This window comes from Candidatus Methylomirabilota bacterium, from assembly GCA_036001065.1.
Taxonomy (GTDB): Bacteria; Methylomirabilota; Methylomirabilia; order Rokubacteriales; family CSP1-6; genus MNEF01.
In genome coordinates this window covers 1-25,696 of sequence record DASYUQ010000053.1, presented here as the reverse complement: position 1 = coordinate 25,696, position 25,696 = coordinate 1, and the positions used below count along the sequence as shown (strand labels likewise).

Genomic DNA, 25,696 nt, shown 5'->3' with positions numbered 1-25,696 from the left:
ACCATGAAGCCGCCGCTCTCGATCTACGTTCTCGTCGACGCGCTGGGCTGGGAGCTGATCCGCAGCCGCCCGTTCCTCGACGACGTGCTCGTCGAAAAACGTTGGCTCGTGACCATCCTTGGCTACAGCTCGGGAGCGATTCCCAGCCTGCTCTCGGGCCGCTATCCCGGCCAGCACGGCCACTGGAACCTCTTTTACCTGGCGCCCGACCGTTCGCCCTTCCGCTGGACGCGTCCGCTGCGGAGGCTGCCGGGTCCGCTCATCGAGAACCCCCTCGCCCGGCGCATGATCAAGCGCGCCTCGCGCCGGCTGAGCGGCTACAGCGGCTACTTCTCCATCTACGACTACCCCGTGGCGCATCTCGCGCACTTCGACCTCACCGAAAAGCGCGACATCTATCAGCCGGGCGGGCTCGACTGCCGCTCGATCTTCGACGAGCTGCGCGACGCCGGCATCCGCTACGAGTGCTACAACTATCACGCGCACACCGATGCTGAGATCCTGGCCCTGGCGCCGGGGCGGGCCGCCGAGTCCGAGGCGCGCGTCCTCTTCCTCTACCTGAGCGGGCTCGACAGTTACCTGCACCTCCACGTGCACGAGCCCGACGGGGTGACGGCGCAGCTCGCCTGGTACGAGGCGGGGCTGCGGCGGGTGTGGGACGCGGCCACCCGCGCGCGCGACGACGTCCGGATGTTCGTCTTCTCCGACCACGGCATGACGCCGGTGCGATGGACCTACGACCTGGCCCGGGACGTGGCGACGCTGGGGCTGCGGGTGCCCGACGACTACCTGCCAGCCTACGACTCGACGATGGCCCGCTTCTGGGTGTGGAACGACCGGGCCCGCCAGCGCCTGCTGGACCTGCTCGCCGACCACCCGTGCGGCCAGCTCCTCGATCGCGCCGAGCTCGCGCGCCTGGGCGTGTGGTTCGAGGACGGCCGCTATTACCACCTGCTCTTCCTGATGAAACCCGGCGTCCTCGTCTGCCCCAGCCACATGGGGACGTTCCGCTTCGCGGGGATGCACGGCTACCACCCGAGCGAGCCGACGGCCGACGCCGTGCTGCTGGCCACGACGCCGATCGACCGCTCCGTGGACCACATCACGCGCGTGTACGACGTGATCCTCGACGACCTGCGGATTAAATCGGAGGTGGCCTGGGCGGCCCCCTCCGAGGCCTCCCCCAGCACCGGTGGCGCCGGCTTCGCCGGCGCTCGAAACGGCCCGACGACCGAGGCCGGCGCTCGAAACAGCCCGACCAATGACGCCGGCGCTCGAACAGGCCCGACGACCGGGGCGGGGGCTGGAACCGACCCGGCCAACGGAGTGGCGGCGTGAGGCGCATCCGTCTGATGTTCGTGCTCACCTCGCCCGCGCGGGGCGGCGTGGAAGAGGTGGTGCTGGCGCTGCTGCAGCGCCTCGACCCCGCCGAGTTCAGCCTGGCGCTGGCCGCGCCGGCGCCGCTGCTCGACGCCTTCGCCCCGGATCTCGGCCGCACGCGGGTCGACACGCTGGCCGTTCAGGCCGAGGGCTGGCTCGGGACGACCGCAGTCCGGCGGCTCGGCCGGTTCATCGACCGCGTGCGCCCGGACATCGTGAACCCGCACCTCTTCCGCTCCACCGCCGTGGCCGCGCCGCTCGCCCGCTGGCATGGCGTCCCGGCGGTCGTGGAGACCTATCACGGGCGCGAGGGATGGCGGCGCGGCGCGATCCGGGGATCGTTCCTGCCCGACCGCCTCGTCGCGCGGTGTGTGGATCGGGTCATCGCCGTGTCGGAGGCGGCGCGTGACTTCCTCACCCGGGGCAAAGGCTACCCGCCCCACAAGATCGTCGTCGTGCCCAACGGCCGGGACCTTTCCGCGTTCGCGCCCGGGCGCGACCGCGAGGCCGTGCGCAAGGAGCTGGGGTTCGATGGCCAAACGCCGGTGGTGGGCGTGGTGGGCCGGCTCGAGGCCCAGAAGGGCCACCTCTACCTGCTGGACGCCTGGCCGGCGGTGCTGGGCGAGGTTCCCGACGCCCGCTTGCTGGTGGTCGGCGACGGCAGCCTCCGGGGGGCGCTGGAGGCGCGCGCCCGCGACACGGGCCTGGCGGCATCGGTGATCTTCACCGGATTCCGGACCGACATCGCGCGGCTGCTCGATGCCATCGACGTCCTCGCGCTGCCCTCGCTCTACGAGGGCATGCCTCTGACCGCGATCGAGGCGGGGGCGATGGCCCGGCCGGTCGTGGCCACCGCGGTCGACGGCACGCCCGAGGTCGTGGGCGACGGGACCACCGGCCTGCTCGTGCCCCCGGCGGATCCCCGCGCGCTGGCCCGCGCGCTGTGCGCGCTGCTCGGCGATCCTGACCGCGCGCAGCGGCTGGGCGCCGCTGCCCGGGCGGCGGCAGTCGAGCGCTTCGATCTCGCGCGCCAGGTCGAGGCAACGGCGCGCGTCTACCGCTCCGCGCTGTCGCTCCAGCGATGACGCTCGAACTGATCTTCTGGCTCGCCGTTCTGACAGTCGGATATGCGTACGTCGGCTATCCGCTCCTGCTGGCGCTCATCGCCTGGCTGGCGCCGCCGCCGCGGCGCTCGCTGAGGTCGCGCCCGCGCCTGTCGGTCATCATCGCCGCCTTCAACGAGGCGAAGTGGATCGAGGCTAAGCTCGCCAGCACGCTCACCCAACGCTACCCGGCCGACCGGCTCGAGGTGATCGTCGTCTCCGACGGATCCACCGACGGAACCGACGAGATCGTCCTGGGCTGTCCCGACCGGCGCGCCAGGCTCATCCGCCAGGAGCCGCGCGCCGGCAAGTCCGCCGCCCTCAACCGCGGCGTGGCCGCCGCCACGGGCGAGATCTTCGTCTTCACGGACGCCAACGCTCTGTTCACCCCCGAAGCGCTGACGCGGCTGACCGCGCTCTTCGACGACCCGCGCGTCGGACTCGTCAGCGGCCAGGGGCTCTACGGGACGGCGGGCGACGGTGACGCCCGGGCGGTCGGCAACGGCTACGTCCGCTACGAGGCGCTCATCAAATGCGGCGAGAGCGCGCTGGGCTTTCTGGCCGGCGCCGACGGCGCCATCTACGCGATCCGGCGGGCGATCTTCCGTCCGCTCCAGCCCGCGGAAGTCAACGATCTGCTGCACCCCCTGCAGACGGCCCTGGCCGGCTGCGTGTCGCGCTTCGATCCGCACGCCTACACGCTCGAGCCGCCCTCCCGGGACGCGCGCCAGGAGTTCGGGCGTCACGTGCGGATCATCGCCCAGGGCATCGCGCTGACGCGCCAGTGGCTGCCCCGCCTGGTCGCCGCGCGCTGCGCACGCGGCGTGTGGGCGCTCGTGTCGCACCGCGTGCTCCGGTGGGCGAGCGCCCCCTGCCTGGTCCTCGCGTTCACCGCGAATCTCGGGCTGCTCGACCGCGATCCGCTCTACGGCATCACCATGGTCGTCCAGGTCGCGTTCTACGGCGTGGCGCTGGCGGCCGCCGCCGCCGAGCGGCGCGGCCTGGCCCTCGGCAAGCTGGCCATCCCGTACTACTTCTGCGTGGTGAGCGCGGCTGGAGTCGGCGGCCTGGCACGTTATCTGCGTGGCGGTGCCGAGGCTATCTGGGCACCGGGGCGCCAGGCCTCCGCCAGAGACCGTGCTGCATGACGATCCGCGAGACGATCCTGCGCAACACCTTCTGGTACGGCGTCGTCACCGGCCTGGGGCTGGTCGCGGGGCTGCTCATGTCCATCCTGCTGGCCCGGGGCCTGGGGCCGGAGCGGATGGGCGACTACTCCTATCTGCTCTGGCTCTTCAGGACGATGACGGCGCTGGCCACGCTCGGCTTCGCCCTGGCGACGACGCGCTACACCGCCGAAGCGCTGGGGCAGGGCGAGCGGGCGCTGGCCGGCGCCCTCGTCCGGTTCTTCACGCGCCGGCAGGTGATCGCCGCCGCGGTCGTCGCGGCGGGGCTCCTCCCCGTCGTCGTCTGGACCGCCCCCCGTGACCTGCTGTGGCCGCTCGTCTTCGTGATCGTCGGCCTCTTCCCGATCACGCTCGAAGGCATCTACTCCCACGCCGCCTACGGGGCGCAGCGCTACGACCTGACGACGCAGGCCTCGACGCTGAAGATGACGCTGCACCTCCTGGGAGCGATCGCCGCGCTGGCGCTGGGGGCCGACATCCTCGGCCTCGTGATCGGCGGCACCATCGGCACGACGATCTCGTGCGCGCTCCAGCGCCGGCGCGCGCTGACGCTCTACCCGGACCGCAGCGCGCCGATCCCCGACGGGGTGCGGGCCGAGCTCCGAGGCTATCTCTTGCCGCTCTCCATCGTCGCGGTCCTCGACGCGCTGGTCTGGGATCGGTCGGAGGTCTTCTTCCTCCGGCTCTACGCGCCCGCCGAGCAGATCGCGTTCTACAGCGTCGCCTTCGGCCTGGCCACCAAAGGCATGATCGCCGCCGAGATCGCCGCCGGGACGCTCCTGCCCGCACTGGCCTCGATCCACGGCCGCGGCGCGGGGGAGGAGTTCGGTCGCGTGTACCGCGCGGCCCTCCGCTGGGTGGCGCTGGTGGGCGCGCCGCTGGCGGCGGTGGGGACGGCCCTGGCCCCCGGGGCGATCACGCTGCTCTACGGCGAGCCGTACCGGCCGGTGGCGCTCCTGCTCGGGCCGATGCTTGGGGTCGCGCTCATCGGCGTCATGCGCCAGGTCGCCTGGGCGGCTCTGCGCGCCAGCGGCGACCGGCGCTGGGCTCTCAACGCCACCTGGATCAGCGCCGTGCTCAACATCGGAGCGGCGGCGCTGCTCATCCCGCGCTTCGGCATGTGGGGCGCCGTCGTGGCCAACACCCTGGCGCAGCTCACCGCCTCCGTCCTGGCCTTCGTGGCCGTCACCGGACGCCAGGGATGCGGCTTCCCGGCCCTCGACCTCGGCCGCATCGCTGCCGCGGGGGCCATGGCGCTGGTGGCGACGCGGCTGGCCGCGGCCGAGGGGCCGAACCCCGCCGGCCTGGTGGGCGCGGCCGCGCTGGGGCTGGCGGTCTTCGTGGCCGCCGCTCTCGCGCTGGGCGCCCTGGGCCCGCGCGAGTGGAATCTTCTCCGCACCTCCGCGCAGCGAATCCCGCGCCGCCCGGTGGTCATCGGGCTGGGCACCGTGGCCGCCGCCTGCTTCGTCACGCTCTACGCGCCGGTGATGCGGGGTCTCGTCGACGTCTGGGCCACCGTTCCGTACTACTCGCACGGGTTCGTGGTGCCGCTCTTCGCCGGCTACGGGATCTGGGACGCCCGGCGCCGGCTCGCCGCCGGGCAGCCGGCATGGTCGCCGGCGGGGCTCGCGCTGCTGGCGGGCGGGCTGGCGGTCCTGGCCACGGGCGCGGCGGCGGGCAGCCTCACCATCCAGGCACTCTCCCTCCCTGCCGTCCTGACCGGCACCGGCATCCTCCTGCTCGGGCGCCGGTGCTTCGGCGCGATCGCCTTTCCGATCGCCTTCCTCGTCTTCATGGCGCCGCTTCCCCAGGGCGCGATTCCCGCCATCTCGCTGCCGCTCCAGGAGCTCGCCGCGTGGTTCGCCGGGCACGCGCTGGCCGCGCTGGGAATTCCCACGGTGCGCGACGGGCTCGGCATCCACATTCCCGGCGTCGTCCTGCACGTCACCGAGGCCTGCAACGGGCTGAGGTTCCTGCTGGCGATGATCGTGGTGGGCACCGCGTTCGCCTGGACGACGCAACGGCGCGCCGGGCGGCGCGCCGCCATCCTGGCCCTGGCCATCGTGGTGGCCATCACGGCGAACCTCATCCGCGTCGCCGGCACCGGCGTGCTGGCGCACTACTACGGGCCGGAGACGGCGATGGGCTTCTTCCACATCGCCTACGGCAAGGTCGTCTACTTCGTCATGCTGGTGCCGTTCATGCTGGGCGTGGCCCTGCTGCGCCGCGCCGGCCGGCTGGGGAGCGCGACCGATGCGGCCTGAGCAGGTCACGGCGCCCACCCGCCCGACGATGTCGGCGATCATCCCGACCAAGAACCGCCCGGGCCTCCTGGCCAACGTCGTCTCGTGCCTGCTGGCGCAGACCGTCCCCGTCGACGAGCTGATCGTGGTCGACCAGAGCGACAGCGATCACGGTCGCGCGCTCGTCGAGGAGCTGCTGGCCTCGGCGCCCCCCGAACGGCGACCGCCGCTGACGTACCTCCGGGACCGCGCGATCGACGGCGCCGCCGCCGCCCGCAACGTCGGCCTGGACCTCGCCACGATGGATATCGTGATCTGCATCGACGACGACATGGTCCCCGAGCCCGACGTGCTCGAGCGCCTCCACGAGCACTATCGGGGCCATCCCGAGGTGGCGGCGATCACTCCGGTCATCACCAACTACACGCCGCCGCCCTTCCCCGAGCGTCTCTTCGGCGCGATCTTCTGCCGGGGCCCGTTCCGCGACGACCGCCAGCGGGTGTACTGGAACTGGCGCCGCTACCGCGGAACGAGGCTGGCGCCGGTCGGGATGCTGGGGGGCGGGATGCTGTCGGCGCGGCGGGAGGCCCTGGGCGGGATCCACTTCGACCGCCGTTACCGGGGCGCCTCGGTCGGCGAGGACATCGATCTCTCCTGGGCGCTCCGGGCCCGCGGCGCCCGCCTGGCGATCGCTACCGACGCCCGCGTCGTCCACAACCGCGCGCCGCGCCCGGCCACACGCTACGAAGAAACGCTGCTGACGAGCTGGGGCTTCGTCTTCGACAAGCACCAGCCGAAAACGCTGGGCAACCGCCTGGCCTTCCGCTGGTTCGTCATAGGCGTGATGCTGGGGGCGGTCTACGCGTCGTTGCGCTCGGGCACGCTGGCGCCCCTGCGCTCTCTGCGGGTGGGGCTCCGCCGTCTGCGGCGCAACTACGCGGGCTCGAGCTTCCTGGCCTCGCGCTGACGGTCGCGCCCGGCCCGAGGAACGGTCAGCGCGCGCCTTCGAGGTCCACGCCAAGCCGCCGCAGCAGCCCGCAGGGATCGGGCGTGGAATCCGCGCCCGCGAGCAGGGGCACGCGCCGGGCGATTTCCCTCATCCGGTAGGTGCACGCCAGCGTCTGCCAGGTGCGGGCCTGTCGTCGCTGCTCGTAGCCCCAGGCGAATGGCAGCACCACCAGCGCCACCAGCAGGATCGCGGTCAGCGTCTTGAGAACGGCTTCGACTTCTGGCCGGAAGATTCGCATCGCGCCGAAAGGAAAAGGTGCAAAGGGCGTGCCCGACCTCCGGTCGCGCCACCCATGGCCACTTGCGCGCGGCGGTGGCGAACTCTTTACCGAAATCCGAGACGACGGCGCCGCTCCCGGGGAGACGAGTCCACAGGCACCCCCTTTGCACCGACGCCCAAACCTTTCGGGAGGTGATTCATGCTCGAACCACACGATGGGCTCTTCGGGAGCCGCGCGCGTGTCGGACAGCCGGCGCCCGACTTCCTCATGAAGACGACGGTTGCCGAGGCGGTCCTCCGCCGCGCGTCCGTCCCCGTCTTTTTCAAGCGCGTCACCGGCGAGGAAACCGCTCGACGGGCGGCGTAGCGAGCGCGCCGCCGCACGGCCCTCGGAAAGTCCGGGGCACGGCGGATGCAACGCTCGGCCCCGGCGCCGCGGCCCGGCGCCAGCAAAGGAGGTCCGACCCATGGCGAAAGATCCAGTGTGCGGCATGCAGATCGACGAGCAGACTGCCGAGGCCACCGCCGAGCATCGCGGTCGCGACTACTACTTCTGCTCGAGCGAGTGCAAAGAGAAGTTCGAGCAGGAACCCGAGCGTTACGCTCGTCAGACGGCCTGACCGTCAAGCCGGACCGGCGGGCTCGGGCGTCCCGCGAGCCCGCCGGTCACGACCCAGCCCGGACAAACGTTTTCCCAGAACGGGCAACCCTCTCTGGGCGGCTCGCGCGTCCGCGAAGGCGAACCCTCCGACAATCCGCCCCTCAGCCGGCATGGCCGGCCCCTTGCACCCCGTCCTCCGGCGACCAGGACCGCGAGCGGGACGAGGCATCGTGATGACTAGCGCCAATCACCCTGGCGCGGGCGCCTCAGCGAAGCCGGTAACGCTTGACCTCGTAGGGGCCGAACTCGGCTGTGAGCTGGGCGCCGTCCATCTTGAGGGGCGTACTCTTGCCCAGGTCGGCAGCCTCCTGCGCGGGCTCGGCGAGGGCCCAGGTGACCCTGGCCGGCGTGTTCTTCGAGTTGTAGGCGAACAGGTAGCGCGTGCCATCGGGCAGGCGCTTGCCCAGGGTGCGGACGGCGCCGCCGCTCGACTCGCGAGCCACCACTGGCGCGTCAGGGGCGAGGAGCACGCGCTCCAGCCCCTTGATCTCCTTCGTCACGGCCACCAGGTTTCGCCAGTGCTGCTGGCGCTGCGCCGGTTCCTTCACCCAGCTGAGCCCCCGGGCGCCGAAGGACCAGTAGACGAGCCCCCGGGCGCCCTCGATGATCGCCATCCAGCTCATCACCCGCAGCTCTTCGTACGTCGGCCAGCCGCCGGCGCTGGTGAGCGGGAAGTACTGGATCACCATCCAGAGCGGCCGGCTGCCCTGCACGGCGTCCTGGCCGAGTCGCGTCCACTCCCCCACCATCGCGAGATCATTCTGTCCGCGTGGCTTCGTGATCGGATAGGGATCGAGCCCCATCACGTCGAGCGAGTCGCGCCAGAGCGGCGCCTGGTTCTCCCAGCCGTCGCCCAGGACGGCGTACGTCACCGTGCCCGGCGCGGCCTCGCTCAGCGCGCGGTGCTGGCGGAGGACCTTGGGCACCATGTCGGCGGGACGCTCGTCGGCGGTGTAGAAGCCAGCCAGGCCGCGATGCTTGGCCAGCGTGCGGGCGACCCAGCGGTTGAGGGCGTCCTCGCCCTCCCGGGCGGCCGGATACGGGATCTCCCGGTACTGGGGATCGTCGACGTAGTAGAAGTTCACCGTTTGCAGATAGTAGATGCCCCGCGAGTGGAGATCGTCCATGTACGCGTAGAGCGCGGGGACCGGCGCCCGCCCGAGCCAGTAGTTGATGAGCATGTTGATCGGGGCCTCGGCGATGCGCGCGTTGCCCCAGTCGTCCTGCCCCCGCGCGTACGTGTCCCGCGACTCCGTGTACCCGGTCGTGTTGTAGAGACCGAGGATGAAGGCCGGCTTGCCCTCGAGGTAGGTCACGTTGCGCTCGTCGTACCAGACGGTCAGGCGCTCGCGCGTCTTCGCCGCCGCCTTGACGATGCGGTAGTCGGCCGCGCGGTAGAGCGCGTCCCCGCCTTCGCCGACCAGGTCGACGCGCACCAGATAGGCGCCGGGGGCGAGCGGGCGGGCGTCGAGCTCGGCGGTGAATCGCGCGGGCGTCGTGGGATAGTCACGGCTGGCCCGCACGCTGCCGTTCGCTTCCTCCAGCAGGCTCACCCGCACGCGGGCTTTCGACCGCTGGGCCTCCGCCACATCGGTCACGGCGACGGCGACGCGCACGGTCTGCGGGCGATCGTCGAAGAGCATGCCGCGGAAGTTCGGATAGAGCAGGTACGCGTCGAGCGCCGGGCGCCGGACCTGGGTGAGGCTCATGTCGTCGAACCAGGCGACTCCATCCGGGAGGCCGTACGCGCCCACCGCCACCCGGTACGTCCCGGGATCGGTCACGGCGATGAGCGCCTGGCGGAGCAGCGTCCAGTCGGCGGTGCCGCGCACGGTCGTGGTGCACTTCCACCAGTTCAGGCGCGGCCGGCCATCGAGGCAGAACCGCACGCCGCTGCGCTCGCGGGCGGCGCCGAGGCCCGCCGTCTTCACCCAGCCCTCGAGGGTGTAGAAGCCGGGGGTGAGAGTCACCGCCTGCTCCGTGGACGGCACCGACTGTTGCCGGTCGACGCCGGCGAGCTTCAGGCTGGCCCGGCCGCTGTGCGCGCTGGTATCGATCGACCAGAGACCGCCATCCCGCGCGCTCCACTTCGCCGGCACGTTGTCGGGGGTCGTCGTCTCGAAACCGCCGTTGTCGAGAAGGTTCGGCCCCGGGACCTCCTGCGCCGGCGGTCCGGTCAGGCCGCCGACCCCCTGGGCGAAGACCGTCAGCGCCCAGAGGCCAAGGAGCGCCAGGCCCGCGACGAGCTGGATCACCGCGCGGGGAACCCCGAGGCCGGCGTCGCGGGCCAGGAGGGAGCGGGCAGAACGGCCGGAACGCTCTCGCCACCCACCGTCGCCTCGCGGCGGGCCGCCAGGCGCTCGACGACGATCGACAAGAAGATGACGAGCCAGAACCACTTCTCGTACTGGGCGCTGATGAAGGTGCCCGCCACCAGGAACCCGATGAGCCCGCTCCGCAACCCTTCCGCCCACGCCGCCAGCTCGCGCTGCGCCGGCCCGCCCGATCCCATCGCCACGGCGCGACGCAGGCCCCGGAACACCGCAGCGACCAGCAGGAGGAAGATGACGAGCACCGGCAACCCCAGCTCGGCGGCCAGCTCCAGGTAGCTGTTGTGCGCGATGAAGTCCCGTTCGAGGCCGGAGTACGCCGTGCTGAACGTCTTGAAGTTGTAGGGGCCGACGCCGGTCAGCGGCGCGTCGGCGATCATGCGGAGCGCGCCCCAGAACAGGGCCACGTGCGCCTCGTTCGACGCCTCCAGGCCGGCCGGCGCCTCGCTGTCCTGGAAGAGCGTAGCGAGTGCCCGCTCGCCCAGGTTCGTCGGCAGCGCGGCCAACACCAGCGCGACCACCAGCGCCACCGCGGCGCCGGCGCCCCGGCGCCGGTAGACGAAGATGGTCGCGGCGACCAGCAGGCCCAGGAAGCCGCCGCGGGACGAGGTCAGCAAGAGGCTCGCCACCAGCACCAGGCTCACCAGGAGCCACAGCATCCGCTTCCGCGACGTCGGCTGCACGCTGGTGATGGCCAGCGCCACCGGGATGACCAGGGCGAGGTTGGCGGCGAAGTAGTTCGGCTCGTAGAGCCCCACGCCCATCCGGTCGCCGTACCGGAGCATCTGGCGGAAGCCATAGGGGAACGTCAGGACGAAGCCCAGTACCATCGCGTAAAGGATGCGCCGGAGGTCCTCGTGCGAGCGCACGCTCGCCAGCACGAAGGGCAGGAACAGCAGGAAGGCGAGGTACCGAGACACCGCGATGAAGCCGGTGCCGCTGAGCAGCCCGGCCAGGATCACGCCCACGAAGAACGTCGCGAAGAGCTTGGCCTGCCGGGAGGCCAGGACGCCCTCGGGAATCCCTCCCGACGCCAGGCGGACCAGCGCCCAGCCGAACCCCAGGAGTCCCAGCAGCTTGATGACGGTGAAGTCCGGGATGACCCCGAGGAAGCTCTCGCCGATGTAGAGGTAGGGACTCTGCTCGTAGGGCATCACCAGGATCATCAGGAGCAGGAGCCACATGGCTAGTCGGGGAGCCTCAAAAAGGTCGGGTGGTCCACGACGGCAACGCGCATACCTTGGGCCTCCGGCCTGAAGACAGCGCAAGAGGCGTACCCGGGGAACGCAGGCCCGAAACCTCGCGAATTTTCTGGCCTGCGGACGGGGAGCCTGCACAAAAATGCACGACGCCGGAACTTGGTTGCAGGTAACCGTGGGAAGGCGCGGCCGCCGGCGCGGGGGCGTCGACGGCCGCGCGGAGGACTGGACGGTCAGCTTACGCTCGGCGCCGCGACCTCACACTGGACCTCAGGGTGAGCCTCGGCCGCGAGCCCTCGGTCTGGCTGGCGGCGGGTGTCGGAGGAGAGTCATCGGCACCGCGGCCGGGCTCGACGGCACGGATGACCGTGCTCGCCCCACCCCACTGGCCGGCGGCGTCGACCGCGCGAACGGTCAGCGCGTGTCGAGCCCCGAAGAGATCGGAGGCGCGAAACTCGTAGACATCGGCGACGCTGTCCCAGGCGCCGACCAGCTGCCCGTCGAAGTAGGCCGACAGCTGAAGCGGCCTCTGGCCGCCGCTCACGCTCACGTGCACGGCAAAAGTGCCCGGGGTGAGCTCCTCGGCCGCGCGCGTATCGAGGGCGACCTCCAGCGCCACGGTTCAGTTCCTCACCGTCACACTGATGCTCGACGTGCCGGTCTTGCCCGTTGCATCCTTCACCGTCGCCGTCAGCGTATGTGTGCCGTTGGTGAGGCCGGTGGTCGGCCAGTATAAGGTGGCGTGCGCGCCCGCGATGGTCTGGGCCGTGACCACCCGGCCATCGGCCGCTAGGGTGAACGTGTTGGCGGTGCCGCTCTGGCCCTCTACCCAGACGTCCACGACGACCGTGCCACTCACCGTCGCGGCGTTCGTCGGGCCCGTGAAGATCGCCTTGAGCGAGCCCGTGGGCGTGGGGCTCGGCGCCGGGGTCGGGATCGGCGTCGGCGTCGGGGTCGGTGTCGTCGTGGCGTTCGACGTCGTCACACTCACGCTACGCGTGCCCGTCTTGCCGCTCCCGTCCCGCACGCCGACGGTCAGCGTGTGCGAGCCGTTGGCCACTTTGGTCGTGTCCAACGCCATCGACACGGGACCGTTGTTGCCAGCCTGCGAGCTGACCGCCTGACCGTCCACCCTCAGGGTGAACGTGTTGCTGCCGTTCGAGCCTTGCACCCACACCACCAGCCAGGCCGTGCCACTCAGCGTGGCGCCCGACCTCGGCTGGGTGATCGCCACCGTCAGTCCGCCCGTCGGCGTCGGGGTCGGGGTGGGCGTGGTCGTCGTGTTGGACACCGTCACCGTCCTGGTCGCCGTCCCCGAGGCCCCGTTCGAGTCGGTGACCGTCGCGGTCAGCGTGTGGCCCCCGTTGGCGACCGTGGTCGTGTTCCAGCCGAACGTGCCGTTCGTCCCCGTGTAGACGGTGTTTGCGTCCACGGCGAGCTTGAACGTGTAGCTACCGCTTCCGCCGCTGGCCGTCATCGTCACGGTGCTGGTGCCACTCACCGTGGCGCTGCTCTGCGGATTGGTGAACGATACCGTGATCGGCGTCGGGCTCGGGGTAGGCGTGGGTGTTGGAGTCGGCGTACCGCCGCTGCCGCCGTTGGCGATGACGTAGACGTGGGCCTCCCAGGGGCCGAAGGTGTCGCTGAAGGAGCTGCCGCTCGCCGCCACCGTGCGGTTCTCGGCGTTGACCGTCACCGTACCGGGCGCCGTCTGCCATGTGAAGGTCGTGCTGACCGTCTGGTTGTTGTAGTTGTAGGCGAAGAGGTAGCCCGTGCCGTTGACGACCTTCACCTTGGTACGGATCGCCGGGGGGTTGCTGTTGCCGGTCAGCGCGCCCGGGGTGTCGTCGGCGAGCAGGACGGGCTCGAGGGCGGCCACCTCGCCCACCACCGTCTTGAGGTTGTTCATGAACGTCGTCTTCTGATCGCACCAGCCGGCGCAGACATCCCGCAACGCGCCCCCGCCGAGGCTCCACCAGAACAACCCCTTGGCCCCCTCCACGATCGCCATGTAGGCGTGGCTGCGCATCTCGCCGAGCGTGGGGAACCGCCCCTGCGAGGTAAACTTGAAGAACTGGAGCACCGTCATGAACGGCCGGGCGTCCTTCACCGCCTGCCGCGTCATCGCCGTCCAGTCGGCGACCTGCTTGTGGTTGTAGCCACCGGCCGGCTCGGGCCCGAACAGCGGATAGGGATCGCTCGACAGCACGTCCGCGGCGTCGCGCCAGAGCACGATGTCGGGGTTCCCCAGCAGGGCGGCGAAGGTCATGCTGTCGGGGTCGAGATTGCGCAGCCGCTGATACTGCGTGAAGGCGCCCGGGATCAGGGCCGACTGGCACTCGTCGATCGTGTAGTAGCCCGCGCTGCCGGCCTGGGCGCCGATGTCCTGGACGTAGGTGTTCGAGTTATTGATGAAGAAGTTCTGCCCCGCCGCGAACTTGTCGAAGCAGTTGCCCGTCTGTAAGTAAGCCACCCCGTGCTTCTGGAGGTTCCCCATCAGCGCCTTCATCGCCTCGGCGCTGGCCTCGCCGTACCAGTAGTTCAGGTAGAAGTTGATCTTGAGGCCGTCCATCCGCCGCTCGCCCGTCGGCGACCAGAGCAGGTTTTCCCAGTAGGCGTCGGTCGTGTTGTAGCCCATGCCCGAGTCGTAGACGCCGAGCACGAAGCGGGGCGTGCCCCGCACCAGCAGGCGGTTCTTGGCGTCGAAGGAGATGTTCATCGACTGCCGGGCGGCTCCCGGCGCCTTCGACACCCGATACCCGGGGTACGTGTAGACGGTGGAGCCGTTCGCCTGCTCGACCAGCGCGAAGGTCGCCAGGTAGCCCCCGCCGGCCTGCATCAGGCTGCCGCTCAGCTCGGCCACGAAGTGGGCGCTGGCCGGGTAGCTCTGGGTGGCCACCACCTGCCCCGTCGCCTCGTCCTTCAGGGTGCCCGTCACCTTGAACCGGCCGAAGTCGCCGCCCGGCGGCGTGACGGTCACGTCGAACTTCATCGTCTGCGGCTGGTCGTCGAAGAGCATGCCGCGGTAGTTCGGGTAGAGGAGGAACACGTCGACGGGCTGCGCCAGCTGCTCCTCGAACTTGGCGTCGTCGAACCAGGCGGTGCCGCTGGCCCCCGCGAAGTTTTCCAGCGAAACGATCGCCGTCCGATCCTCGGGCACGACGATGTTCTTGAGCTCGTAGAGGGTCCAGTCCTTGGTCCCGTTGATCAGGTCCGTGGTGATCCACTGGAACACCCCGGGCCGGAAATCCACGAGCAGACGAACGCCGCTGCTGCCCGTCGCCAGCTCGGTCTTGATCCACGCGCTGAACTTGTAGACGCCCTGGCGGAGCTGGATCGTCTGCGAGGCCGAGGGCGCCCCCGTGGTACGGCGGTAGCTGAAGGTGCCCGAGTGCCGGACCAGCTGGTCGACGTTCCACCCGGTCCCGCCCGTCCAGCCGGCCGGCAGGCTCCCGTTGAGCGTTTCGAAGCCGCCGTTCGTCACCAGGCTTGATCCAAGGTTTACCGGCGGAAGGGCCGTGAGCCCACCCGCGACGAGGCTCTGCGCGCCCGCGCCGCTGAAGGCTGCCAGAAGAACCATCACCAGGACCAGCATTGCCGTCGGGACCCGCAGCATGTCCACCCCCGTAGTTGGATATTCCACGACTTACAACGTGAAGAATTTATTTTCCGGGAGTGGGAACGGCAATTCATAGGCCAGAAATCAAACAGATTGAAGTGCGCGGATTCGCGCGCGTTGAACTTTTTACCTCTGCGGCCGAGAGTTTCGTCGCTGACACCGGTGGCGGTGGACGGACAGTCGGCGCCCAGGGACCGGGAGTGTGCACGCGGCCCTCTCTATGCCGAAAAAATCTGCCCGCCCCACTCGCGCGCGCGCCTCGAAGTGACCGAGATTGCGTATCGGCGGCCTGGCACTCGGATTGCGCCTCAGGCGTAGTGCCTGAATCGTCTGAGCGCAGGGAGGGGCCATGAAGAGCAGCCTCTGGCAGCAGTTCAAAGCATCGCGGGGGGAGTCGCCGGAACGCAGGCTGGCGTCGAGCCGCCAATTTTGGGAAACCAAGGCGCGCGAGAACGCGTTCTGGTATGTCTCGAGCTTCGGCCCCTACGAGGGCCGCGACCCCGCCGAGTTCTGGAACGCGGGACCGAAGATCTGGAGTGATCTGAAAGCCGTACTGGGCTACGTACCGTCGCCGACGGATATGGTCGTCGAGATCGGGTGTGGAGTGGGCCGGCTCACCCGCGCCATCGCTCCGGAGGTCCGTCACGTCAACGCGCTCGACCTTTCAGAGAAGATGCTGGCGATCGCGCGCGCGGGCCCGCTCACGAACGTGACGTTCCACCCCTCGGACGGCTACAGCCTCCGGCCTCTGGCGACGCATTCGGCCAGCCTCGTCCTGGCCTACTGTGTCTTTCAGCACCTTCCGTCCGAAGCGGTGCTGGGGGACTACCTTCGCGAGATGGTGCGCGTCGCCAAGCCCTCGGGCCTCATCGCCTTCACGCTGACCCCGCGCACCTGGCGCGACCGTCTCAGGCCGCTGGCCCAGGTCAAGCGCTGGTTAAAGGAGCGGCTCCGGCCGGACGGACCTCGGGATCTCTACCGCTCGGAGTGGCTCGGCATACGGCCCCGGGCGGAGACGGTCCATGCGCTGAGCCCGATCCGTTTGTCGCAGACGATCCTGCACGGGGATAAGTGGCTCTTCTACGGCCTGACCTCGGCCGGGCGGGACGTGCCAGTCGGGAGCTGAGCGCGGTGGCTGCTCGCGGCCGTTGAAAACTTTACCCGCCTGGCCGACTCGCGGACGATACCGCGCCCCCAGCCTGTGCAGCAGGATCGCCGTTTGTGGGGGCAAGTGTTTGCCCGCCGCCGGCGACGCGAGCGCGAAAACCCCACGAATTTCGGTGGGCGCCGAGTGGCATCCGACTTGCGCAACCAGCGAGCGTCATGATCCAGATCAGACCGATCGAACGCGCCGACAAGAGGTGGGACCGTTTCGTCGAGCGGCACCCGGCCGCCACCGTCGCCCACCTCGCGGCCTGGGGGACGATCATCCAAGGCGCCTACGGCCACCAGGGCCTCTACCTCGCCGCCGAGGAGGCGGGGGAGCTGACGGGCGTGCTGCCGCTCGTCCTCATCGACAGCCGCCTCTTCGGCCGCCGGCTCGTCTCGATGCCCTTTCTCGACTACGGCGGCATCCTGGCCGAGCCGGGCGGCGCCGCCGAGAGCGCTCTGGCCGAGGGCGCTCTGGCCCTGGCCCGGGAGCGCGCGGTCCAGTCGGTGGGGCTGCGCCAGCTCCATCCCACCGGGGTCGGCCGGACCCTGGCCGGCGACCGCGTGACGATGCTTCTGCCGCTCGCGAGCACGGAGGCGGTTTGGAAGGCCCTGCCCTCGGAGCGCCGCAATCGTGTGCGCAAGGGGGAGAAGAACGGCCTCACCGTCGTCTGGGGCGGCGGTGAGCTGCTCGACGACTTCTACCGCATCTTCGCGGTGAACATGCGCGACCTGGGCACGCCCGTCCACAGCCGGCGCTTCTTCACCCTGATGCTGGAGGAGCTGGGAGGCGCCGCCCGCGTCCTGATGGTTCGCGACCGCGACGGCCGCGCCATCGGCGCCGCCGTCTGTCTCTTCTTCCGCGACACGATCATGGTGCCGTGGCCCTCCTCGCTGCGGGAGGCCTTCGCCCTCTGCCCCAACTTCACCCTCTACTGGGCGGTGATCCGCTTCGGGTGCGACAACGGCTACCGCACCCTCGACCTCGGCCGGTCGTTCAGGAACGCCGGGGCGTTCGAGTTCAAGCGGCAGTGGGGCGCTGTACCGCGCGCGCTGCCGTGGATCTTCGTCGACGTCGACGAGGGCGCCCCGCCGTCCGTGGACCGGGACTCAAGTCGCTTCGCGCCCCTGGTCCGCGCCTGGAAGAAGCTGCCGGTGCCCCTGGCGAATGCTCTGGGGCCGTGGATCCGGGGCCAGATACCGAATTGAGCGCCACGGTCTCGATCGCGGTCCTCAACTACCAGCGCCGGGACGCTCTCCGCCGCGCGCTGGAAGCCGCCCGGCGCCAGCGCTTCCCCATTCTAGAAATCCTCGCGGTGGACAACGCCTCCACCGACGGCAGCGCCGAGATGGTTCGGAGCGAGTTCCCCGACGTCCGGCTGGTTCGGCTCACCGAGAACGTCGGCGCCGCCGCCCGCAACGCCGGCGTCGCCGCCGCCAAGGGCGAGATCGTCTTCACGCTCGACAACGACGTGCTGTTCACCACGCCCGACGGCGTCGAGCGCGGACTCGGCGCCTTTGACCGCCACCCGCGCGCGGCGGTCGTCAACTTCATGATCGTCGGCCCCGACGGCGCGCTCTCCCGCCGCGACTGGTGCCACCCGCGCGACCCCGGACGCTGGGCGGAGACGGAATTTCCCACCTACTACGTCCTGGAGGGCGCCTCGGCGTGCCGGCGCGAGGCCTTCCTGGCCGTGGGCGGCTACTGGCCGCCCTTCTTCATCGGGCACGAAGGCTGGGATCTCGCGCTCCGGCTGCTGAACGCCGGTCACGAGCTGATCTACACGCCCACCGTGCGCGTCCAGCACCTCGTGGCGCCGTCGGCCCGGCCGTCGAGCCGGATCTACTACAGCTTCGTGCGCAACGCGGTCTGGGTCGCCCTGCGCAACCACCGCCCGGCGGCGGCCGCCGCCTCCATCGCCCAGGATCTGGCGCTCGTGGGTTTCTGCGCCGCGCGAGCGGGAGAGCTGCGGGCCTACGCGCGCGGGCTGGTCGACGCGCTGCGCGGCGCCCGCCAGGCGTTGGCCACGCGTGAGGCGCTGTCGCGCGAAGCCGGGGCGCGGCTGCAGGCGCTGCAGGCGCAGCGTCCGGGGCTCGCGGCCCGCGCCCTCCGCCACTTCCGCGAGCGTTTGATCTGATCGACGCCGCCACTCCGGGCATACTAGAGGTGTGAGCCCGTTCCTCCCGGCGCTGCTGGCGCGGCTCCGACGCGCGAATCCCCTCGTCCTCGCGCTCCTGGCCGCGGGGGTCGCGCTGGGGCTGGCCCTGACCGGCCTCGTCACGTACACGGCGATCGAGCTGGCTCGCTTCGACCGCGTCACCGCGCGCCACGCGACCTTCATCTATGCGGCCGCGCAGCCGCTGGCCCCCGGCATCAACGCGCGCGCCATCGACCTGGCGGGCACGCTGGAGCGACTGCGCTACCGTGAGGTGCCCGTGGCGCCCACGGCGCCGGGCCAGTTCTACCGCACCGCCGACGCCTGGGAGGTCTTCCTCCGCGGCATCGAGGAGAGCGGCGGGCGCCGCTCGGCCCGCGTGCGCCTGGAGCTGGAGAGGGACCGGATCGTGCGGGTGACGCGCGAGGACGAGTCGCTGCCGGCCGCCGCCCTCGAGCCCGAGGTGCTGGCCAGCGTCGGCGACCGTCCCGGTGAGGACTACCGACCGGTGCGCCTGGGGGAGATGCCGCTGGTGCTCCTGCACGCGGTGCTGGGCGCGGAGGATCACCGGTTCTTCGAGCACGGCGGCGTCGATCTCCGCGGCCTCCTGCGGGCGGTGTGGGTCAACCTCAGGGCCGGCCGGGTGACGCAAGGGGGCAGCACGATCACCCAGCAGCTCGTCAAGAACCGCCTCCTCGGCTCGCAGCGGACGTTCGGGCGCAAGCTCCGCGAGGCCTGGCTGGCGGCCGTGCTCGAATGGCGCTACACGAAGGAGCAGATCCTCGAGGCCTACCTCAACGAGACGTACCTGGGACAGCGCGGCTCGCTGGCGATCCGCGGCGTCGGCTCGGCGGCGCGGGCGTACTTCCGCAAGGAGGTGCACCAGCTCACGCTCGCCGAGGCGGCGCTGCTGGCCGGAATGGTGCGCGCGCCCAACAGCTACTCCCCCGTCCTCAACCCCGACCGCGCCCGGCAGCGGCGCGACGTCGTGCTGGCGCGCCTGCGCTCGCTGGGCCGGATCTCCGAGGCCGAGTACCAGACGGCGCGCCGGGAGCCGATCCGCCTGCAGCCGGCGCCGGCGCCCGGGCAATCGGCGCCCTACTTCGCGGACTACGTCCGTCAGGAGATCGAGCACCGGATGGGCGACGGAACCATCGAGGCCCGCGGTGGCGCGCGCGTCTTCACCTCACTGGACCTGGCCCTCCAGCGCTTCGCCGAGGCGGCGGTGAAGCGCGGGCTCGAACGGCTGGAAGGCAGCCGGCCGGGCGCGCGCGCCAAGGATCCCGCCGAGCGCCTGCAGGCGGCGCTGATCGTGCTCGACCCCGAGACGGGGCAGATCCGGGCGCTGGTCGGGGGCCGGGACTATCAGACGAGCCAGTTCAACCGGGCCGTCCTGGCCCGCCGCCAGCCGGGCTCGGCGTTCAAGCCCTTCGTCTTCCTGGCCGCGCTGCGGCGGGGCGGCGGCGAGCCCGCGTTCACGGCCGCGACCTTCGTGGACGACACCCCGCTCACGCTCGACGTCGGGGACAAGGAATGGAGCCCCCGCAACTACGAGGACCGTTACGAGGGGCGCGTGACGGTGCGCCGCGCGCTCGAGCAATCGCTCAACGCGGCGACGGTGCGGATCGCCCAGGAGATCGGCCTCGGCGCCGTGATTGAGACGGCGCGCGCGCTGGGGATCGCCAGCCCCCTGTCCCCCGTTCCGGCGATGGCGCTCGGCGCCTTCGAGGTCACGCCGCTCGAGCTGGCCCGCGCGTACCTGCCGTTCTCGAACGGCGGTGTCCGCGCCGACACCGTCACCAGCGTGCGCGCGGTGTGGGAGGACGACGGGGGGGCAGTGACGCTGCCCGAGCCCGAACTGAAGCAGGCCGTGCCGGCCGCCGAGGCCTATCTGATGACCTCGCTCCTCCAGGGCGTGATCGTGTCGGGCACGGGCGCCTCCGCGCGCACGCTCGGCGTGGCGGGCCCGGTGGCCGGCAAGACGGGAACGACGAACGATGGGCGCGACGCCTGGTTCGTCGGTTACGCTCCAAATCTGGTAACGCTGGTCTGGGTCGGATTCGACAGCGGCGAGCCGCACGGGCTCAGCGGCGCGCAGGCGGCCCTGCCCATCTGGGCCGACTTCATGCGCCAGGCGCTGGAGGCCTATCCCGCGCCGGACTTCGCCGTGCCGCCGGGGGTGACGCAGGCGGACATCGACCTCAGCAACGGCAAGGCGGCCAACCGCTTCTGTCCGCTGGTGGCTCGCGAGACTTTTCTGGAGGGGACGGTGCCGCCGCCCTGCCAGGAGCACGGCGTGGGCGAGCAGATCGTGGACTGGTGGCGGAAGTTCTTCCACTGGCTCCGCCGCTAGTGCCGTTCCAACTATTCGCGCCTAGGAAGGCACCGTGTACGTCGTTCGTGGACAGATTTAGTATCAACAAGTTGGAACGGCACTAGATCATCGGAGGGGGCCGCCACGGCCCCCTCCGAAACCTCCCCCAGGATCGGCTGCGCCGGCGGGGCCGGCGCTCGAACGGCGGCCCTTCCGACACGCCCGCTAAATTAGAGATGACTCGGAGGGGGGCCTGGCCCAGCTGCTCTGGCGCGTCTGACGCAACACCCGGCAGGGCCTGCCCGTCCCGCGGGGAGTCTCGGTTGACAGAATCGTCTGGATTAGGTATGCCTAATGTCAAATCACAGGTGAGGTTCATCCATGGCCCGCATGATCGGACTGCTGGCGATCGGTGCGCTGGCCGGCCTGGCCCTGCCGGCCGGCGTCCCCCGAGCCGCCGACGTCCCGCGTGAGATCGCGCTGACGATCGAGAAGCATCGGTTCCAGCCCGAGGAGATCCGGGTCAAGGCCGGCGCGCCGTTCGTCCTCGTCATCACCAACAAGGACCGGGGAGCGGAGGAGTTCGAGAGCCGGGACCTTCGCCTCGAAAAGGTGATTCCCGCGGGCAAGACGGTCCGCCTGCGGATGCCCGCGCTCAAGCCCGGAACCTACCCATTCGTCGGCGAGTATCACGAGGCGACGGCCAAGGGGCGCCTCGTCGTGGAGTAAGAGGGGTGGGCGCCACGTTCGTCGTCACGCTCCGTGAGGCTTTCGAAGCCGCGCTCGTCCTGGGGATCGTCTACACCTACCTCGACAAGATCGGGGGTCGCGCCTATTACCGGTACGCCACGGCCGGTGGAGCGCTGGGCCTGCTGGCGAGCATCGCCGCCGGGGTCGCCGTCAGCTTCCTCTCCGGCCCGTTGCTCGATCTCGGGCCCGACGTCGTCAGTGCCGTCGTCGTCTTCGCCGCCGTAATCTTGTTGACGTGGCACGGCTGGTGGATGCGCCAGCACGCCCGGTCGATCAAAGGGGACGTGCAGCGACGGATCGACCAGGCCCGCCTGACGCGGCGGCTCTGGATCATCGGCCTCATCGCCTTCACCGGGGTCTTCCGCGAGGGTGCCGAGACCATCCTCTTCCTCTGGGGCCTGCTGACCCAGGCGACCTCTTCGGTCGCGGGCATCGCCGGCGGCGCCCTCGGCGTGGCCACGGCGGCCCTGCTGGGCTGGGCGATCTTCCGCGGAGGCAGGCGGCTCAGCCTGCCTCGATTTTTCACGGTCACCTCCGCGATCCTGCTGTTCGTTTCGGCGGGACTCTTCAGCACCGGCGTCGGTCAGCTCCAGGGGCTCGGCGTCCTTCCGCAGTCCCAGGCCCTCTGGGACACCTCCGTCCTGCTCAGTGACCGGAGCCTCGTCGGCGCGTTCCTGAGCGGTCTCCTGGGCTACCGTGCCCGGCCGTCGGCGCTGGAGGTGGGCGCGTACGTGACGTACGTGGCCGTCGCCGGGCTCTTGTTCTTCGGCAACGTCCTGGTGCCGGCGCGCCAGCGGTCGGAGCCTCGGCCCGACGTCGCCCGACCGTGAAGCGCGCGAGGGCGCCTGAGGCGCGCCGGAAAGCCGAACACGAGCGCGATGAGCAGTGCCAGCACTCGCTTCATAGGTCTCCTTTCAGGATGAAGTAGTCGACCGCGCCCAGCCTACACCGAGACGCCGGGGCGCTGGAAGCGTCAGCCGAGGCCCGCCAGCGTCGCCAGCTCCGAGAAGGAGCGAACGACGAGGTCGGCGTCGCGGGCCTCACCCGCCCCGTCCGGCGCGTAGAGCACGGTGTGCATGCCCACCGCGCGCCCGCCGCGGATGTCCGAGGGCACGCTGTCGCCCACCATGGCGACGCCGGCGGGCGGCAGTCCGAGCCGGCCCAGGGCGATGAGGAAGAGCGGAGGCTCCGGCTTGCCGACGACGACGGGCTGGACACCCGCGGCGACGGCCACCGCCTCCACGATCGCCCCGCATCCGGGCAGGAAGTCACCGCCCTCGATGGGCAGCCGCCGATCCAGGTTGGGGGTGACCAGCGCAGCTCCCGACGCGGCCGCGCGACAGGCGGCGGTGAGCCGCTCGTAGGTCAGGTCGAAGTCGTTGCCCACCGCGACCACCGTGGCCGACCGCCAGTCCTTCACGTCGAGGATGTCGTGGCCTCCCCGCGCGATGGCCTCCGCCATCTCCCGGGCGCCGATGACGAGCACCCGGGAACGGCCCCAGCGCTCGGCGATCACCTGACCGATGATCTCGAGCGGCGTGAGCACGTGCTCGGCGACGGCGACACCCAGAGCGTGCAGGCGCTCGCGCAGCTCGCTCCCGGTGGCGCGGGAGTTGTTGGAGAGGAAGGCCAGGCGGCGCCCGCCGGCGTGCAGGGCCGTGAGCAGCTCGCGGGCCCCCGGATTGAGGACGGTGCCGTTCCAGACGCAGCCGTCGAGATCGAAGACGAAGCCGCGCAGGCCCCTGAGCAACGCGCTAGTGCCGTTCCAACTTGTTGATACTAAATCTGTCCACGAACGACGTACACGGTGCCTTCCTAGGCGCGAATGGTTGGAACGGCACTAGTCGCCCGCCGACCGCTGGAACTCGGCGATGGCGTCGGCGTACAGGCGCTCGGTGCGCTCGGCGACGCTCGCCCAGGAAAACTTCTCCTCGACGCGCCGGCGGCCGGCGCGGCCCAGGGCGCGCCCCTGCTGGGGATCGTCGAGTAGCCGCCGCAGGGCCGCCGCGAGCTCGTCGGGACGCCCCGGCGTCACCAGGTAGCCGGTGGCGCCGTCCTCGACGACCTCCAGGATGCCGCCCACGGCGGAGGCCACCACCGGCGTCTCGCACGCCATCGCCTCCAGGTTGATCAGCCCGAAGGGCTCGTAGATCGAGGGGCACGTGAACACGGCCGCGTGGCTGTAGAGCTGCACCACCTCCTCGACGGGGACCATGGCGTTGATCCAGAGCACGTTGGGGTGCAGGGGCACCGCCCGGCGCAGCCGCTCCTCGATCTCCGGGGTGTCGGGCGCCGAGGCGCACAGCACCAGCTGCACCCCGGCCGGCAGCTTCGGCGCCGCCTCCAGCAGGTGGAAGATCCCCTTCTGGTCGGTGATCCGGCCGACGAAGAGCACGTAGGGTGGCCGCACCCCGTAGCGCTCCAGGGCGTCGCGCCGCTCGGTGCGACGGAAGCGCTCGGGGTCGATACCGTTGTGGATGACGACGACCTTGGCCGGGTCCATGGCGAAGTGGCGCAGGATGTCCTCGCGCATGCGGGCCGAGACGGCGATCACGCGGTCGGCCGTCTCCACCGCCGTCTTCTCGATCCACGAGGAGAGCAGGTAGCCGGCGCCGAGCTGGTCGGCTTTCCAGGGCCGCAGCGGCTCCAGGCTGTGCAGGGTGACGATCAGGGGGATGCGGTGCAGCGTGCGGATCCAGAGCCCGGCCATGTCGGCGTACCAGGTGTGGGCGTGCGCCACGTCGGCGTCCACCGGATCGCGCGCCATCGCCAACCCGATCGAGAGCGTCTCCAGCGCGGGCGCGAAGCGCGGTCCGTCCGGGCCCGCGCTCAGTCGCGACCAGGGCGTGTAGCCCCGGACGGCGATCTTGGCGTCGGCCTGGGGCTCGCGCTCGCCGAAGCATCGCACCTCCACCGCCATCCGCAGGCTGAGCGCGCGCGCGAGCTGATCGACCACGACGCCGGCGCCGCCGTAAATATGCGGTGGGTACTCGCGGGTGAGCAAGAGGGCCTTCACGGCCGTAGAATACCATCCGTGGAAGCCCGGCCCCTCTCCTCGCGCATCCGCGCGGTGCTGGCGGCGCTGATGGCGTCCGCCTGCCTGGCGCCGGCAGCCGGCGCGCAACCGGAACGGTGCCCGCCGACGCGGGCCGACGCGCTCGGCCCCTTCTACACGCCGAACGCTCCCGAGCGCGCGACCACCGGGCGTGGGCTCGGCGTAGCGGGCCGGGTGCTCTCCGCCGCCGGCTGCGCACCGCTGGCCGGCGCGAAGATCGAATGGTGGTCGGCCAACCCGCGGGGCGACTACGACGACGAGCACCGCGCCACGCAGGTGGCGGATGCCCAGGGCCGCTACCGGTACGAGACCGACTTTCCCGGCCTCTACCCGGGCCGCCCGCCGCACGTGCACGTGCGCGTCAGCGCCCCCGGCCACCGCGTGCTGGTCACCCAGCTCTATCCCAAGCCCGGCCAGCGCGCGCTCGACGCCGACTTCGTCCTGATCCGCGAGTAACCCGACCCCAGCCGCCCGTCCCACCGAGGCCTTCTCGAAGGCACGGGCATTGCACGTCTAACACGCGATCCCAGTTCAGGAGGGATGTGCAATGAAGCGCATAGCGACTCCGATCATCGGGCTTTCGCTGCTGGCGATGGTTGCGACCGGGTGCGGGACGGCGACAGGCGCCGCCGTGGGCGCCGGCTCGGGCGCTGCAGTGGCGGCGGGTACGGGTCACAGTCCTGGCAAGGGCGCACTGATCGGCGCCGGCGTCGGCGCCGCGGCGGGCGCCATCTACGACATCACCAAGCACAACCGGAAGTGATCTCAAGGAGGCGCCCATGATCCGCAACGTTCTATCCGTGGTGTGCACGGTGGCCATCGTCCTGTCGGTTTCGAGCGCGCTGGCCCAGGAGAAAAAGGACTGCCCGCAGCCCTCGGCCTCGGTCGGCACGCAGGCCAAGCCCGGCGCGCCCGACAGGGTCGAAGGCCAGGTCGTCAGGATCGACGCCAAGCGCAACATGGTGAGGATCCGCTCGGCCGACGGCCAGACCCACGAGTTCCAGGGTTCGCCGGAGACGGTCAAGGGCCTCAAGGTCGGCGATCACATCGAGATGAACCTGCGCGCCGCCGCCTGCTGAGAGCGCGGCGGTCAGGCGGGGGCGCGGTTGGGTCGGGTCAACCGGCCCCCGCGCCCGCCGCGTTTCGGTGAATCGGGCGCGATCACGGCAGCCGCATGGCGTGGTGGTCGCCGAGCGTGTTGCCGCCCGTAGCGAGCGTCGCCGGTAGGGCGGTGCGCGCGAGATCCCGCGACCGATGGAACTTCAGATTCGAGACGTGATAGAGGAACGCGGGGCTGAGGACCCGGAAGTTCCGCGACTCCA

The 25,696-nt window shown here is 70.9% G+C and carries 23 protein-coding genes; 16 read left to right on the top strand and 7 right to left on the bottom strand.

Features of this window, described 5'->3' with window-relative positions; genetic code table 11:
• The first annotated feature begins 3 nt into the window (after positions 1-3).
• From VGV13_04545 to VGV13_04525, 5 genes are read left to right on the top strand one after another with little or no spacing between them, the layout of a single operon-like run.
• Positions 4-1,338, top strand: a complete 1,335-nt coding sequence (locus VGV13_04545; GenBank protein HEV8640349.1) for an alkaline phosphatase family protein — start codon at positions 4-6, stop codon at positions 1,336-1,338.
• Positions 1,335-2,465 carry a glycosyltransferase family 4 protein gene (locus VGV13_04540; GenBank protein ID HEV8640348.1) on the top strand — a complete coding sequence of 377 codons (1,131 nt, stop codon included), beginning with the start codon at positions 1,335-1,337 and terminating at the stop codon, positions 2,463-2,465. The genes VGV13_04545 and VGV13_04540 overlap by 4 nt, the downstream gene beginning before the upstream one ends.
• Positions 2,462-3,631, top strand: a complete 1,170-nt coding sequence (locus VGV13_04535; GenBank protein ID HEV8640347.1) for a glycosyltransferase — start codon at positions 2,462-2,464, stop codon at positions 3,629-3,631. The genes VGV13_04540 and VGV13_04535 overlap by 4 nt, the downstream gene beginning before the upstream one ends.
• Entirely contained in the window at positions 3,628-5,934 is a 2,307-nt protein-coding gene (gene xrt / locus VGV13_04530; protein ID HEV8640346.1) for an exosortase, read from the top strand. Before VGV13_04535 ends, xrt begins: the two co-directional genes overlap by 4 nt.
• A complete protein-coding gene (locus VGV13_04525) occupies positions 5,924-6,880 on the top strand; it encodes a glycosyltransferase family 2 protein (GenBank protein ID HEV8640345.1) in 957 nt (318 codons plus the stop codon). Before xrt ends, VGV13_04525 begins: the two co-directional genes overlap by 11 nt.
• Positions 6,881-6,905: 25 nt before the next feature.
• Here the strand turns inward: VGV13_04525 and VGV13_04520 are convergent, their stop codons facing one another.
• Positions 6,906-7,160: a hypothetical protein gene (locus VGV13_04520; GenBank protein HEV8640344.1), complete on the bottom strand. Its 255-nt coding sequence runs from the start codon at positions 7,158-7,160 to the stop codon at positions 6,906-6,908.
• A gap of 180 nt (positions 7,161-7,340) precedes the next feature.
• Between VGV13_04520 and VGV13_04515 the strand changes: the two genes are divergently transcribed.
• Complete coding sequence (locus VGV13_04515; GenBank protein HEV8640343.1) at positions 7,341-7,508, top strand: hypothetical protein; 168 nt, start codon at positions 7,341-7,343, stop codon at positions 7,506-7,508.
• 100 nt (positions 7,509-7,608) lie between these two features.
• Positions 7,609-7,761, top strand: a complete 153-nt coding sequence (locus tag VGV13_04510; protein HEV8640342.1) for a YHS domain-containing protein — start codon at positions 7,609-7,611, stop codon at positions 7,759-7,761.
• A gap of 247 nt (positions 7,762-8,008) precedes the next feature.
• Here VGV13_04510 and VGV13_04505 read toward each other — a convergent pair whose 3' ends face one another.
• The 4 genes from VGV13_04505 to VGV13_04490 form a co-directional block, all read right to left on the bottom strand.
• Positions 8,009-10,057: a hypothetical protein gene (locus tag VGV13_04505; GenBank protein HEV8640341.1), complete on the bottom strand. Its 2,049-nt coding sequence runs from the start codon at positions 10,055-10,057 to the stop codon at positions 8,009-8,011.
• Positions 10,054-11,316, bottom strand: coding sequence for an O-antigen ligase family protein (locus VGV13_04500; GenBank protein ID HEV8640340.1), 1,263 nt, complete (start codon positions 11,314-11,316; stop codon positions 10,054-10,056). The genes VGV13_04505 and VGV13_04500 overlap by 4 nt, the downstream gene beginning before the upstream one ends.
• Positions 11,317-11,569: 253 nt before the next feature.
• A complete protein-coding gene (locus VGV13_04495; GenBank protein ID HEV8640339.1) occupies positions 11,570-11,950 on the bottom strand; it encodes a hypothetical protein in 381 nt (126 codons plus the stop codon).
• 3 nt (positions 11,951-11,953) lie between these two features.
• Positions 11,954-14,947 (bottom strand): Ig-like domain-containing protein, encoded by a 2,994-nt coding sequence (locus VGV13_04490; GenBank protein ID HEV8640338.1) that lies wholly within the window; start codon positions 14,945-14,947, stop codon positions 11,954-11,956.
• Between the two features lie 352 nt (positions 14,948-15,299).
• Between VGV13_04490 and VGV13_04485 the strand changes: the two genes are divergently transcribed.
• The 6 genes from VGV13_04485 (at position 15,300) to VGV13_04460 (ending at position 22,149) form a co-directional block, all read left to right on the top strand.
• Positions 15,300-16,076 (top strand): methyltransferase domain-containing protein, encoded by a 777-nt coding sequence (locus VGV13_04485; protein ID HEV8640337.1) that lies wholly within the window; start codon positions 15,300-15,302, stop codon positions 16,074-16,076.
• A gap of 197 nt (positions 16,077-16,273) precedes the next feature.
• Positions 16,274-17,308 carry a FemAB family XrtA/PEP-CTERM system-associated protein gene (locus tag VGV13_04480; protein HEV8640336.1) on the top strand — a complete coding sequence of 345 codons (1,035 nt, stop codon included), beginning with the start codon at positions 16,274-16,276 and terminating at the stop codon, positions 17,306-17,308.
• Positions 17,305-18,237: a glycosyltransferase family 2 protein gene (locus VGV13_04475; GenBank protein HEV8640335.1), complete on the top strand. Its 933-nt coding sequence runs from the start codon at positions 17,305-17,307 to the stop codon at positions 18,235-18,237. Before VGV13_04480 ends, VGV13_04475 begins: the two co-directional genes overlap by 4 nt.
• Positions 18,238-18,268: 31 nt before the next feature.
• Positions 18,269-20,608: a PBP1A family penicillin-binding protein gene (locus VGV13_04470; protein ID HEV8640334.1), complete on the top strand. Its 2,340-nt coding sequence runs from the start codon at positions 18,269-18,271 to the stop codon at positions 20,606-20,608.
• A 342-nt stretch (positions 20,609-20,950) separates the two neighbouring features.
• Positions 20,951-21,298: a cupredoxin domain-containing protein gene (locus VGV13_04465; GenBank protein ID HEV8640333.1), complete on the top strand. Its 348-nt coding sequence runs from the start codon at positions 20,951-20,953 to the stop codon at positions 21,296-21,298.
• A 5-nt stretch (positions 21,299-21,303) separates the two neighbouring features.
• Positions 21,304-22,149 (top strand): FTR1 family protein, encoded by an 846-nt coding sequence (locus tag VGV13_04460; GenBank protein HEV8640332.1) that lies wholly within the window; start codon positions 21,304-21,306, stop codon positions 22,147-22,149.
• A 143-nt stretch (positions 22,150-22,292) separates the two neighbouring features.
• Here VGV13_04460 and VGV13_04455 read toward each other — a convergent pair whose 3' ends face one another.
• Both VGV13_04455 and glgA read right to left on the bottom strand, forming a co-directional pair.
• Entirely contained in the window at positions 22,293-23,069 is a 777-nt protein-coding gene (locus VGV13_04455; protein HEV8640331.1) for an HAD-IIA family hydrolase, read from the bottom strand.
• Between the two features lie 90 nt (positions 23,070-23,159).
• Positions 23,160-24,335: a glycogen synthase gene (gene glgA, locus VGV13_04450; protein HEV8640330.1), complete on the bottom strand. Its 1,176-nt coding sequence runs from the start codon at positions 24,333-24,335 to the stop codon at positions 23,160-23,162.
• 18 nt (positions 24,336-24,353) lie between these two features.
• Between glgA and VGV13_04445 the strand changes: the two genes are divergently transcribed.
• The 3 genes from VGV13_04445 (at position 24,354) to VGV13_04435 (ending at position 25,453) form a co-directional block, all read left to right on the top strand.
• Complete coding sequence (locus VGV13_04445) at positions 24,354-24,830, top strand: intradiol ring-cleavage dioxygenase (GenBank protein ID HEV8640329.1); 477 nt, start codon at positions 24,354-24,356, stop codon at positions 24,828-24,830.
• A gap of 91 nt (positions 24,831-24,921) precedes the next feature.
• Complete coding sequence (locus VGV13_04440; GenBank protein HEV8640328.1) at positions 24,922-25,137, top strand: YMGG-like glycine zipper-containing protein; 216 nt, start codon at positions 24,922-24,924, stop codon at positions 25,135-25,137.
• Between the two features lie 16 nt (positions 25,138-25,153).
• Positions 25,154-25,453, top strand: a complete 300-nt coding sequence (locus tag VGV13_04435; protein ID HEV8640327.1) for a hypothetical protein — start codon at positions 25,154-25,156, stop codon at positions 25,451-25,453.
• The last annotated feature ends 243 nt before the right edge of the window (positions 25,454-25,696 follow it).

Excerpts from the sequence above, each read along its gene's own strand:
- VGV13_04545 (HEV8640349.1), top strand. The coding sequence starts at position 4 with ATGAAGCCGCCGCTCTCGATCTACGTTCTCGTCGACGCGCTGGGCTGG.
- VGV13_04535 (HEV8640347.1), top strand. The coding sequence starts at position 2,462 with ATGACGCTCGAACTGATCTTCTGGCTCGCCGTTCTGACAGTCGGATAT.
- xrt (HEV8640346.1), top strand. The coding sequence starts at position 3,628 with ATGACGATCCGCGAGACGATCCTGCGCAACACCTTCTGGTACGGCGTC.
- VGV13_04525 (HEV8640345.1), top strand. The coding sequence starts at position 5,924 with ATGCGGCCTGAGCAGGTCACGGCGCCCACCCGCCCGACGATGTCGGCG.
- VGV13_04520 (HEV8640344.1), bottom strand. The coding sequence starts at position 7,160 with ATGCGAATCTTCCGGCCAGAAGTCGAAGCCGTTCTCAAGACGCTGACC.
- VGV13_04515 (HEV8640343.1), top strand. The coding sequence starts at position 7,341 with ATGCTCGAACCACACGATGGGCTCTTCGGGAGCCGCGCGCGTGTCGGA.
- VGV13_04510 (HEV8640342.1), top strand. The coding sequence starts at position 7,609 with ATGGCGAAAGATCCAGTGTGCGGCATGCAGATCGACGAGCAGACTGCC.
- VGV13_04500 (HEV8640340.1), bottom strand. The coding sequence starts at position 11,316 with ATGTGGCTCCTGCTCCTGATGATCCTGGTGATGCCCTACGAGCAGAGT.
- VGV13_04490 (HEV8640338.1), bottom strand. The coding sequence starts at position 14,947 with ATGCTGCGGGTCCCGACGGCAATGCTGGTCCTGGTGATGGTTCTTCTG.
- VGV13_04485 (HEV8640337.1), top strand. The coding sequence starts at position 15,300 with ATGAAGAGCAGCCTCTGGCAGCAGTTCAAAGCATCGCGGGGGGAGTCG.
- VGV13_04480 (HEV8640336.1), top strand. The coding sequence starts at position 16,274 with ATGATCCAGATCAGACCGATCGAACGCGCCGACAAGAGGTGGGACCGT.
- VGV13_04465 (HEV8640333.1), top strand. The coding sequence starts at position 20,951 with ATGGCCCGCATGATCGGACTGCTGGCGATCGGTGCGCTGGCCGGCCTG.
- VGV13_04440 (HEV8640328.1), top strand. The coding sequence starts at position 24,922 with ATGAAGCGCATAGCGACTCCGATCATCGGGCTTTCGCTGCTGGCGATG.
- VGV13_04435 (HEV8640327.1), top strand. The coding sequence starts at position 25,154 with ATGATCCGCAACGTTCTATCCGTGGTGTGCACGGTGGCCATCGTCCTG.